Genomic DNA, 11,579 nt, shown 5'->3' with positions numbered 1-11,579 from the left:
ACATAAATAACTTGTAATCGTTATTATCTTTGTCGTAGAAACATCTTCCTTCTATCCAAGTCCAGTTTGAAATCTCCATATAGCTGTAGTATAGTTTATAAGCGAAGAACGAACGATTGCACGTTAAACGCACATCGGACACCAAAAAATCGAAAATATTACACGGAAGATCACTATTTAACTTACATCAAAGGCGATAATACAAGTGGCAAAAAGCACATTGCTTACGCTCGAGTGTCTAATGTCGGACAAACAGATGACTTGAAAAATCAAGTTGAGTTTTTGAGAAAATATGCAAATGTAAAAGGCATAATTTTAGATGATGTAATCGTGGATATTGGCAGTGGTCTTAATTACAAGTGTAAAACATGGAATCTGTTGTTAGACGAAGTAATGGCGAAGAATGTAGACGCCATTTATGTCACATTTAAAGATAGATAAGTATAATAAAGAGATTGAAGGTGATAAAGATGTTAGTGGCGTACAAAACAGAAATTCTTCCAACAGAAGAACAAAAAAAATCATTAATCGAACCATTGGTGTTGCTCGTTTTGTAAAGAACTTTTATATTTACCACAACCAAGAAGTCTATAAATCAGGTGGGAAATTTGTCTCAGGTATAGATTTTTCAAAGTGGTTGAATAACGACTACATTCCCAACCATCCAGACAAGCTGTGGATCAAAGCTGTTTATGCGAAGTCAACGAAACACGCGATTATGGAGACAGAAAAAGCCTTTAGAAATTTTTTTCAAGGAAAAGCTAATTTTCCTAAATTTAAAAAGAAGAAGCACCAAGATGTATCGATGTATTTCGTGAAGAACGATAAAAAGACAATCATCCGTTGTGAGCGTCATCGGATAAAAGTTCCCTCTTTGAATTGGGTAAAACTGAACGAAAAAGGCTATATTCCTAAACACGATGACAAACATAGCATAAAGAGTGGCACAATCAGCCAACAAGCAAACCGGTACTACCTGTCGGTCATCGTGGAACAGGACTGTACCGCTCAAGTACTGAACGATACTCCTACCGAAGGCGTGGGTATCGACTTAGGATTAAAAGATTTTGCGATTCTTTCCACGGGGAAAACCTATAAAAATATCAATAAATCAGGAAAAATTCGTAAAATCGAAAAACAATTAAAACGACAACAACGCAAGCTGTCGAGGAAATACGAAAGCGAAAAAAAGCGTGTCAACGAAAAACAATCAAAGAGAGGAGAAGCTACTCGCAAAAATATTGAAAAACAAGTCTTGAAAGTACAAAAACTTCATAAACGGTTGACAGATATCCGTAGGGACAGAGTGAATAAAATTGTGTTAGAGCTAGTAAAAACCAAACCAGCTTATATCACAATTGAAGATTTGAATGTCAAGGGGATGATGAAAAACCGGCATCTTTCAAAAGCTGTGAGAGAGCAATCTTTCTATGCTTTTCGTAAAAAATTAGCAGACAAATGTAAAGTCTCTACTATTGAGTTAAGACTGGCCGATCGATTCTATCCTAGCTCGAAATTATGTCATGAATGTGGGCATAAGAAAGTAGCTTTAAAGCTATCAGAGCGTACCTATCGTTGTGAGAACTGTGGGTACGTAGCAGATAGAGATTATAACGCAAGCATGAATTTGAAAGATGTGAAGGAATACAATGTGATTGCATAAGCACGCAACTTTGTATATGTACCGATGGCTTAGTCGGGAATCAACGACTGTGGAGAACGAGACAAACCGTAGTAGTGTCGAAGTGACGAGGCGGCGTTCGGTGAAACAGTAATTCTACCTACGTGAGTGGTAGAGAAATCTCGATATAGGTATTTTTGTCTATATTTTGAGTAGCAGAGGAACGATGAACAAATTCAATGAAATTTTTTTAGACTTAGAAAAGAAAATCTTAGACAAAGAGTATCCTCCTCATACTTTACTACCCAGTGAAAATCAATTGATCAAAATTTATGGTGTTTCACGGGAAACAATTCGTAAAGCACTTAATCTATTGACGACAGAAGGATATATTCAAAAGAAACAAGGAAAAGGATCGATCGTTTTAGACCGAAATCGTTTTGATTTCCCGATTGCTGGACTAACAAGTTATAAGGAACTCCAAGAAAATCAACATATCCCGAGTGAAACGATCGTAAAAACACTTGAAGAAACTGTAGTCGACAACGAATTACACAAAGTAACTGGCTGGGCAGTCAATACACCTGTCTGGCATTTAGTCCGCCAAAGAAAAATCAATGGCGAAGTCGTGATTTTAGATCGGGATTATTTATTAAAAGAAACCGTACCTACTTTAACCAAGGAACAAGCAGCCAATTCGATTTATGAATACTTTGAAAATGAGCTAGATCTCTCCATTGCCTATGCCCAAAAAGAAATCACTGTCGAACCAATCGATGCCAGTATTTCAGAGTCGATGGACCTCCATGACGATCCTTATGTCGTAATTGTCCGTGGCCTCGTTTATTTAGAAAATACTGAATGCTTCGAATACACTGAATCGATCCACCGCCTCGACAAATTCCGGTTCGTGGAATTTGCACGAAGAAGAAGGTTGTGAGAAAGCCGTTCAGCTCCGAGTAGTAAGACGGAACGTGAGAAAATAGCTTCTCATATTTTTTCACGTTTTGACTTACTATTGAAGGAGTTGGCTTTCGAACACCGTTTATCTAGGTTGTGAAAGAAGCGATTAACACTAAGGCAGAAGACAAAAAAATCGAAAATGGCTGTTTCATTTTTGATTTTTTTGGCTTGTGACCGAAGTGTTGCTTCTTGAACACCGTTTATCAAGGTTGTAAGAAAAGCGTCCTGACCTGAACAGTAAGATAGGAAATTGAAAAATAGCTTCTCATATTTTTCAAATTTTTTAGCTTAATGTTGAAGGTCAGCTTTTCGAACACCGTTTATCAAGGTTGTAAGAAAAGCGTCCTGACCTGAACAGTAAGATAGGAAATTGAAAAATAGCTTCTCATATTTTTCAAATTTTTTAGCTTAATGTTGAAGGTCAGCTTTTCGAACACCGTTTATCAAGGTTGTGAAAAAGCCCAGTAGCTCAACGTAATTAGGTAGCAAGTAAAACCTGTTCGTTAAATTTCCGCTAAATTGCTAGGCTATCCTCCCTACTTAAAGCAGATTGTTTGCTTCTATTTCAGATGGCAGTATGATTAGGAGACAAAGGGGGCTGTATCAATGAGTAAACCAACCGACACAAACAAAGAGGACTTAAAAGAAACATTATCTCCGATTTCTTATGCAGTGACACAAGAAAACGCCACAGAACGTCCATTTACTGGAGAATACGACGATTTTTATGAAAAAGGGATCTATGTCGATATTGTCAGTGGCGAACCGCTTTTCAGTTCTGCAGAGAAATATGATGCAGGCTGTGGCTGGCCAGCTTTCAGCCAACCCATCAGCAGAAAAGACGTCAAAGAAAAAGCGGATTTTTCTCACGGGATGCACCGAGTCGAAGTAAGAAGTAATGAAGCCGACTCCCATCTTGGACATGTTTTTAATGATGGACCCGCAGATAAAGGTGGCTTACGCTATTGCATCAACTCTGCTGCCTTGAAGTTTATCCCTTATGAAGAAATGGATGCTGCTGGTTACAGTGAATATAAATCAATTGTCGAATAAGTCGAATGTGATAAAATCACATCGCTCCGAAAAATAAGCCTGAACCTCCGGAAATTGTTCTAATTTCTGGAGGTTCAGGCTTATTTTTGAAGGTGCGCTATAACTTTTATATGATCAAGATCCTTAATACTCGTGCCCATGGAGATTGCCCACTTCTTCAAAACCAGCAGCCTTCCCCTTTTGATGAAAGATTTCTTGCTTGTTTTCTCGGACAATCAAGGTCATCTCTGTACTCGCTTTTTCACGGATGATCCGACTCATTTGACCTTGTTGTGGCGCCATCAACGCATGCCCTTCTTTTGCTAACACTTGCATTTCTAGTTCAATATTTTTTTGCTGTATTCGAATGATCAGATGCTCCTCTTCACGGAAAATCTCCGAAATTTTAGCTCCATCATACGTGGATAAGCGATATTCTTCCCCACCGACTTGCAAAATCGAAATGATTCCTAAAAAACGAAAACCTAAAAACGGGATCTCTGCTGCGGAAAAGAAAAAGCGAGCATCCGAATCGCTAAACTGATTGCATTGGACCCATAAATAGGTTGCGGGAAAGGAACTTCCCCAGTCCTTTTCTAAATATCCGATTCCATTTGTAAAATCAATCAATTGACCGTTCCAACTCAACGTTCCTTCTAACGAATGCTTCATGCTTAAAATTCCGTGATAGCATTCCATAAAAGATAAATAAGAGAAAGGTCCCATGATACTCGGGGCATAGCGACTCCTTTTTAACGGAGTAAACTCTCCATAAGAAATCGTTCCTTCAATCGTCAATGAGGGGCTACGTAAAGCTAGTGTGATTCCTTCCTCACTAAATGTATTCTCACCGATTTTCACAAATAAACGATCTTCGCTTGCCATGAAGACTTCACGATCAAAATGAAAGACTTCCGAAGACTCATGATTGATCACTTGGATAAACGGGCACTTTTCTCCTTGTTCTCCAATGGAGTAACCCGGAATAAATGCGTAGACTTCATCGCCGATTTGATGCTTAAAATACCAACCTTCAAAGAACGGCGCTTTTTTCGTTTCACCATGATAAAACTTATCCGTTGTAATCACTTCGTCCACTCCCTTCAACTAGATTAAGTTTACCATGTTTTTTTATAGCTTCTAGCAGATACGCTTGACTCTAGGTCATGAACTAATGTAACCAGAAAAAACACATGATCCGTTTCTTGCTACTCGGATCATGTGTTTTTGATTTTATTCACCTAGATACAGTTGTCCACGATTTTAGGACAAAAGATCTGGCCATTTTTTCAACGCCTGATTGACTGCGCCAATCGGAAAGCCGACAATACTATAGTAATCGCCAGAAATCGACTCTACGAAAGCCCCTGCGTAACTTTGAATGCCGTACGCCCCAGCTTTATCACGGTGATCGCCAGTTGCTAGATAGCGCTCGATCTCTTCATCGGTCAATTCATAAAAAGTGACTGATGCTTGGGAAAGGATGCACTCTTCTTGCGTCCTATCAGTTATTACGACGGCTGTGTAGACGTCGTGTGTCGTACCACTGAATTTGCGTAACATCCGTTTTGCCTCTTCATCATCCTCCGGTTTACCAAGGATTTCGTTTCCTAGAACTACGGTAGTATCACTAGCAATGACTAACGTTTCTTCATTATTTTGTACAGCAGCTGCTTTTTCTGCTGCCATTCGTTGGACATAAGCAACTGGGTCTTCTTTTAGCTTAGGCGTTTCATCAATATCTGCCGGTTGGATCGAAAATGCTGGCACTAATCTTCCGAGTAATTCTTTTCTTCTAGGCGACTGTGAAGCCAATACTATTTTCATCAAAAACTTCCTTTCCGAATCTCGCGGATCAATGCGGATCTTGGATTCGTTTAAACATTCGTTCCATGTCGGAATTCGTAAAGTGGATCAATACCGGACGACCATGAGGGCAGTTGAATGGATTCTCACATTTTGCTAAGTCTTTTAATAAGACCCTCGCTTGTGCTTCGTTCAAGTAGTGATTCGCTTTGATCGAGCGTTTACAGCTCATCATGATTGCTGTGGCTTCTCTGAATTTCTTCACACTTACTTCACCCGTTGTCAATAACATGTCGATCATCCCTTGAATGATCGATTCTTCTTCCCCACTTGGATACCATGTCGGATGCGCTCGCACGATAAAACTATTCTGACCAAATTCTTCCAGATAAATGCCTGCCTCTTCCAATAGTTCTTTCTTCTCTTTTAGCTTGATTGCATCACTATTAGGATAGTCTAAAACAAAAGGCACGAGTAATTCTTGCAAATCATCTGAAACATCGCCGATTTTTTCACGGAAATATTCATATTTGATCCGCTCTTGCGCAGCATGTTGGTCAATGATGTATAAGCCTTCATTGCTTTGAGCAAATAAATAGGTTCCATGCATTTGGCCAAAATATTCAAGATGTGGGAAGCGTTGTGTTGGTACTTCCTGCTCGACTTTACTGATTGCTTTCTCCAACATTCGGCTATCTTGACTCATGTCAAACTCGGGATGCAACTTGGTTTCTTCTTGCTCAAATCTTGGTTCTTCCTCTATGCTTTTCTCTTCTACTGATGCTGTTCGTTCTTCTTGTACTGAGTAGTTATCAACAGTGGATAAATGATTTTGTTGAAAGTTATCCACTAGTTTTTCTACAAAGTTATCAACACTTTCACCAGAGTTATCCACCGTTTTTTCCTCTTTTTCTGGATAATTCAGTGTATCTTCAGAAAAAACAGAAGAGTTTTCAACATTTTCCACAGACTTATCAACAGGATAGGTTGATTTTTGTGGATTTTCTTCAACGTAAAATGTACCTGTCTGGCGATCGAAATTTAAACTTTGGGGTTTCTTTGGTGGTTCCTCAAACGCATAAGAAAGATCGATTTCGATTTGTTCCGTTTTAGGTTGATCGGCGATTTTTTTCTTGAAACGTAAATTGTCTGCTGCACTAGGAATCAGATTTTCTTGACTTAGTGCTTGTTGAATCGCTTGTGCAATCAATTCAGTCAATTCTTTTTCCTTCGATAGACGAACTTCTTGCTTCGTTGGATGAACATTCACATCGACAAGCAACGGGTCCATTTTGACTTCTAAAACAGCGATTGGAAAACGACCAACCATCAGTTTAGAACCATAACCTGCCACGATTGCTTTGTTCAAGGAAAAGTTCTTGATAAAACGACCATTGATGATCGTTGAAAGATAATTACGACTCGCACGAGTGACTTCTGGTAAAGAAATGTAACCAGAAACTTCAAAATCTAGATCTTTTGCTTCAACCTTCAACATTTTTTTCGCTGTCGCCAAACCATAGATTCCGGCAATCGTTTGTTTCAAATCTCCGTTACCAGCTGTTGCTAACATCTTGTTGCCATCATGGACTAAGCGAAAAGCGATGTCGGGATGGCTCAATGCTAGTCGATTGACGATATCGCCTATATTTGCCAATTCCGTTTGTAATGTCTTGACGTATTTTAACCGTGCAGGCGTGTTAAAAAACAAATTGCTCACTGTGATTTTCGTACCTTGTCTCAATGGAGCAGGGCGATGTGTCAACACTTCCCCACCTTTTAATTCAAGATAGGTCCCTTGTGTTTCATCTTGATTGGCTGTCTCGATCGTCAATTCAGAGACAGAAGCAATACTAGGAAGAGCTTCCCCTCGGAACCCTAATGTCCGAATGCGGAACAAGTCATCACGGTTATGGATTTTACTCGTCGCGTGACGTTTGAACGCATTTTCAACGTCTTCTGCTAAGATTCCTTCACCGTTATCGATGATTTGGATTTTTCGTAAACCGGCTTCTTCTACGAGAATATCGATTTGAGAGCTATGGGCATCAATGGCATTTTCAACAAGTTCTTTCACCACAGAAGCAGGTCGTTCAACGACTTCTCCTGCGGCGATTTGATTGGCCAAGCGTTCGGATAATTCTTGGATCTTCGCCATCGATCAGCACCTTCTTCCTATAATTGTTTTTGCAGTTCGTACAATTTATTCAACGCATCCATTGGCGTCATTTCTAGTAGGTTCAACTGTTTCAATGCAGCAATGATTTGCGTTTCAGCTTCCGTTGCTTCACCAAATAAAGATAGTTGTTGACTCTCTTCATTGACCTGCTGGCTTGGTTGGTTGGTTTGTGACTTAGGGTAGTCGCTTTTTTTCGTGACAGATGCTTCAAGTGCCGAGACATGGTGTGTCGTTTCTCCTGATTCTAAAAAGGCTAAGATTGCAGAGGCACGTGACAATAATTCATCTGGTAGACCCGCAATCTTAGCTACATGGATCCCGTAGCTTTTATCTGCTGGACCGTCCATCATCTTGTGTAAAAATACCACATCGCCATCTTTTTCGACTGCACCAACATGGACATTTTTCAATTGCGGCAATTCCGTATCAAGCACTGTCAACTCATGATAGTGCGTAGAAAACAATGTCTTGGCTTCAACATGTTGATGGATATACTCAATGATAGCTTGTGCTAATGCCATACCATCGTAAGTGGCTGTTCCTCGACCGAGTTCATCAAATAAAATCAAACTGTTCGGTGTCGCATGGCGCAACGCTTGGTTGGCTTCCATCATTTCTACCATAAAGGTACTTTGTCCTGCAATCAAATCATCACTTGCACCGATTCGAGTAAAGATTCGATCAAAAATCGGCAGCACTGCTTTTTGCGCCGGAACAAAACAGCCCATCTGTGCCATCAATACCGTCAATGCCAACTGTCGCATATACGTACTTTTACCAGACATATTTGGCCCAGTGATCAACAAGATCATTTCTTCTTCCGACATGATCACACTATTTGGAATGTATTCTTGATGTCCTAATACTTTTTCTACCACCGGATGACGACCTTCTTCGATCACCAATGTTTTTTTGTTCGTTAATTCTGGACGAACATATTGATAACGTTCACTGATCGTTGCAAAACTTTGTAAGACGTCTACAGTACTCAATGATTTTGCTAAGGTTTGCAATGGCTGGATTGCTTTTTTCACTTCTTCTCTAACAGCTAAAAAGAGTTGGTATTCTAGATCTACTGATTTTTCTTCCGCTTCTAGAATCTGTGTTTCTAATTCTTTTAATTCAGGTGTGATAAATCGTTCTGCATTGGCTAAGGTTTGTTTACGTTCATATTTTTCCAGTTCAGCATTCATCAAATTCGCTTTCGTGATTTCAATATAGTAACCAAACACTCGATTAAACCCAACTTTTAAATTTTTGATCCCTGTACTTTGGCGTTCGCGCGCTTCTAATTCTGCTAACCACTGTTTGCCATTTCTCATCGCAGAACGATAGGTGTCTAGCTGTTCATTGAAGCCATCTTTGATGACGTTTCCTTCAGTGATTTGTAAAGGTGCATCCTCTTGGATCGCTTGTTCGATCAGTTCCACTAATGAATCCATTGGCTGCATATCTGTTAATAATTCTGACCATTGTCCTTGATCGATGCCTTCAATCAACCCGCGAATCATCGGTACTTGCTGCAATGATGTTTTTAACTGGATCAAATCTCGACCATTGACGTTACCAAATGCGACACGTCCAGCTAAACGTTCTAAATCATAGACTTTCGTCAACGCACTCTGTAAATCAAGACGTTCAAAATAACTATTGATCAGCGATGCCACCATTTCTTGCCGAGCATTGATTTGATGGGATTGGATCAGCGGACGATCAAGCCATTGTTTTAGCAAACGTCCCCCCATTGCTGTTTTGGTTTCATCTAATAACCACAGAAGCGTGCCATGTTTTTTTCCAGTACGGATCGACTGGCTTAATTCTAAATTGAATTTAGAATAATAATCCATCTTCAAGAAATGATCTGGTTGGTATTCGACCGCTTTTTGGATATGTGCCAAACTTCTTTTTTGGGTGACTGCTAAATAAGTAAGTAACTTTCCAGTCGCTTCCTTTTCTAATTCATCCGTCAACTCACTCGTTAGAAAATTGAATTCTGCATTTTCTTCTACACTTTCTTGTTTTGAGAAGACTAAGCCAAGTCTTGTGCTTAGTTGTTCATATAACGTTTCACTGATCTCTGTTCCTAGAATCAATTCTTTTGTTTGTAACGCGGAAGTTTCGTTCAAGACAGCTTCTTCATCAAGTAAGCGGGCTGTTTTTAATTCACCTGTACTCAAATCAGCATAAGCAAACCCAAAAGCGGAACCTTGATTAACTACTGCCGTCAGAAAGTTGTTGTCTTTGGCTGATAATCCTTTACTATCCATCACTGTTCCAGGAGTCACTAATTGCACGACTTCTCGTTTGACCATGCCTTTGGTCGTCTTTGGATCTTCGACTTGTTCACAAATCGCTACTTTGTATCCTTTTTCGATCAAACTGTCGATATATCCTTGTGCAGAATGATGCGGTACCCCACACATCGGAATTGGATCATCCGCATTACGATTTCGACTAGTTAATGTCAGTTCTAAGATTTGTGCTGCTTTGACAGCATCTTCATAAAATAATTCATAAAAATCTCCGAGACGATAGAACAAAAAAGCATCTTGGTATTGTGCCTTGATGCTTAGATATTGTTCCATCATTGGAGTGTTCTTAGTTTTTTGAGGCATTATGCTCCTCCTCTACATACTCATTGATTTCATTTTGGATCATTTGAGTCAAGTGTTGCAATAACTCATTTGCTTCCATCAATTGACGGCGGTAAGCGATCACTAAAGGATATTCGTCGATAGATTGCGTCAAGACTTCGATCCGTTTGATCGCTTCTTTTTCTGCTTCTTTTTGTCCATAATGCGCATATTGTGCGGCATCTTTTTGCGCTTGCTTCAATGCTTCTGTTTGTTGATTCAAGTAACGACTATGTTTCACTTTATGTTCCAATTCCTGATAACGTGTGATCGTTTCATTCTTCTTTAAAAGAGTCGCCAATTGGTCGACTTCTAATTGGATCGTCGTTTTGTCCTGCACATTCCCTCTCGCTTTCTATTCTCTGTAAGGGCGGTCATCGTTGATTTGGATCAATTGGATATCTTTTGCCTGTCCCGTCTGGTCGTCGATGTCCAAGATACAACCACTTAAAAGCCCTCGACCTTGTTCCACCACTTCAAAACGCTTTGGTAAAGCCGTTAAAAATTTTTCAATCACTGGTTCACGGCGCATCCCTAAAATTCCATCATATGGACCCGTCATACCGACATCCGTCAAATACGCCGTTCCTTGTGGCAAGATTCGCGCATCGTTCGTTTGAACGTGCGTGTGTGTACCGACTACAGCAGATACTTTTCCATCTAAAAACCAGCCCATTGCTTGTTTTTCACTCGTCGTTTCTCCATGAAAATCAACAAAAATGATCGGTGTTCTTTTCCGAGCTTCTTCGACTAACTCGGTCATTTTACGAAATGGATCATCTAAATCAACCATAAATGAACGAGCTTGCATATTGATGACCGCCAGTTCCAATTGATTGACTTTGACAAAAACGATTCCTTGCCCAGGCGTTCCTTCTGGAAAATTTGCTGGACGAACCATTTTTTTCGCATCATCGATAAATTCAAAAATATCACGATTGTCCCACGTATGATTCCCCATCGTCACGACATCTACGCCATCTTGCAGAAACTTTTTATAGATTTTCTCTGTGATCCCACGACCTGAAGCCGCATTCTCACCATTCACGATCGTCATTTGTGGACGATATTTTTTCTTCAAGCGAGGGAGATATTCTGTGATCATTTCTCTACCCATCGCACCTACTACATCACCAATAAACAATACCCGCACACGATTTCCTCTTCTCTTCTAACGTATCTTATATTATAAGTGTTTTAGTAAAGAAAGGAAAGAGGTTGTAAAAGAAGCTCTTTTCTAGAATATCAAGAAAGGGTATTTTGAACTAACTAGCATCAGCTTTTTATAACTTTATTCTCTAACTATGTAAATTGATCAAAATTTATTTTTTAATTCTTTTTACTA

Annotated in this window: 9 protein-coding genes and 1 pseudogene; 4 read left to right on the top strand and 6 right to left on the bottom strand. The window is 39.6% G+C overall.

The features are described from left to right. Positions 1 to 126: 126 nt before the first annotated feature. The 4 genes and pseudogenes from IGJ49_RS00795 to msrB all read left to right on the top strand — a co-directional run. Positions 127 to 438 (top strand): annotated as a pseudogene (locus IGJ49_RS00795) (recombinase family protein); the annotation flags it as partial. Continuing rightward, the gene (locus IGJ49_RS00790) at positions 419 to 1,663 is read left to right on the top strand and encodes an RNA-guided endonuclease InsQ/TnpB family protein (protein ID WP_023518930.1); all 1,245 of its coding nucleotides are present in this window, start codon (positions 419 to 421) and stop codon (positions 1,661 to 1,663) included. The pseudogene IGJ49_RS00795 and the gene IGJ49_RS00790, both read left to right, overlap by 20 nt. A 184-nt stretch (positions 1,664 to 1,847) precedes the next feature. After that, positions 1,848 to 2,561 (top strand): trehalose operon repressor, encoded by a 714-nt coding sequence (gene treR / locus IGJ49_RS00785; RefSeq protein WP_010734394.1) that lies wholly within the window; start codon positions 1,848 to 1,850, stop codon positions 2,559 to 2,561. 629 nt (positions 2,562 to 3,190) lie between these two features. After that, entirely contained in the window at positions 3,191 to 3,637 is a 447-nt protein-coding gene (gene msrB, locus IGJ49_RS00780) for a peptide-methionine (R)-S-oxide reductase MsrB (protein ID WP_010734395.1), read from the top strand. A 123-nt stretch (positions 3,638 to 3,760) separates the two neighbouring features. Here the strand turns inward: msrB and IGJ49_RS00775 are convergent, their stop codons facing one another. The 6 genes from IGJ49_RS00775 to IGJ49_RS00750 all read right to left on the bottom strand — a co-directional run bounded on the left by IGJ49_RS00775 (position 3,761) and on the right by IGJ49_RS00750 (position 11,387). Beyond that, positions 3,761 to 4,705, bottom strand: a complete 945-nt coding sequence (locus IGJ49_RS00775; RefSeq protein ID WP_010734396.1) for a tocopherol cyclase family protein — start codon at positions 4,703 to 4,705, stop codon at positions 3,761 to 3,763. A 174-nt stretch (positions 4,706 to 4,879) separates the two neighbouring features. Continuing rightward, positions 4,880 to 5,443, bottom strand: coding sequence for a Maf family protein (locus IGJ49_RS00770; RefSeq protein ID WP_349520739.1), 564 nt, complete (start codon positions 5,441 to 5,443; stop codon positions 4,880 to 4,882). Positions 5,444 to 5,471: 28 nt separating this feature from the next. Then, a complete protein-coding gene (gene mutL / locus IGJ49_RS00765; RefSeq protein ID WP_023518928.1) occupies positions 5,472 to 7,580 on the bottom strand; it encodes a DNA mismatch repair endonuclease MutL in 2,109 nt (702 codons plus the stop codon). Between the two features lie 17 nt (positions 7,581 to 7,597). Continuing rightward, entirely contained in the window at positions 7,598 to 10,186 is a 2,589-nt protein-coding gene (gene mutS / locus IGJ49_RS00760) for a DNA mismatch repair protein MutS (protein WP_375148587.1), read from the bottom strand. Between the two features lie 13 nt (positions 10,187 to 10,199). Beyond that, positions 10,200 to 10,574, bottom strand: a complete 375-nt coding sequence (locus tag IGJ49_RS00755; protein WP_023518926.1) for a YlbF family regulator — start codon at positions 10,572 to 10,574, stop codon at positions 10,200 to 10,202. A 15-nt stretch (positions 10,575 to 10,589) separates the two neighbouring features. Continuing rightward, a complete protein-coding gene (locus IGJ49_RS00750; protein WP_023518925.1) occupies positions 10,590 to 11,387 on the bottom strand; it encodes a TIGR00282 family metallophosphoesterase in 798 nt (265 codons plus the stop codon). Between the last annotated feature and the right edge of the window lie 192 nt (positions 11,388 to 11,579).

The sequence above is a fragment of the Enterococcus sp. AZ171 genome, assembly GCF_051714005.1.
GTDB lineage: Bacteria > Bacillota > Bacilli > Lactobacillales > Enterococcaceae > Enterococcus_B > Enterococcus_B pernyi.
The sequence above is the reverse complement of the archived record's forward strand: the minus strand, read 5'-3'. Positions and strand labels throughout refer to the sequence as shown.

What these genes read in the sequence shown, in the direction of transcription:
- mutS (WP_375148587.1), bottom strand. Translation starts at nt 10,186, where the DNA reads ATGGAACAATATCTAAGCATCAAGGCACAATACCAAGATGCTTTTTTG.
- mutL (WP_023518928.1), bottom strand. Translation starts at nt 7,580, where the DNA reads ATGGCGAAGATCCAAGAATTATCCGAACGCTTGGCCAATCAAATCGCC.
- treR (WP_010734394.1), top strand. Translation starts at nt 1,848, where the DNA reads ATGAACAAATTCAATGAAATTTTTTTAGACTTAGAAAAGAAAATCTTA.
- msrB (WP_010734395.1), top strand. Translation starts at nt 3,191, where the DNA reads ATGAGTAAACCAACCGACACAAACAAAGAGGACTTAAAAGAAACATTA.
- IGJ49_RS00790 (WP_023518930.1), top strand. Translation starts at nt 419, where the DNA reads ATGTCACATTTAAAGATAGATAAGTATAATAAAGAGATTGAAGGTGAT.
- IGJ49_RS00770 (WP_349520739.1), bottom strand. Translation starts at nt 5,443, where the DNA reads ATGAAAATAGTATTGGCTTCACAGTCGCCTAGAAGAAAAGAATTACTC.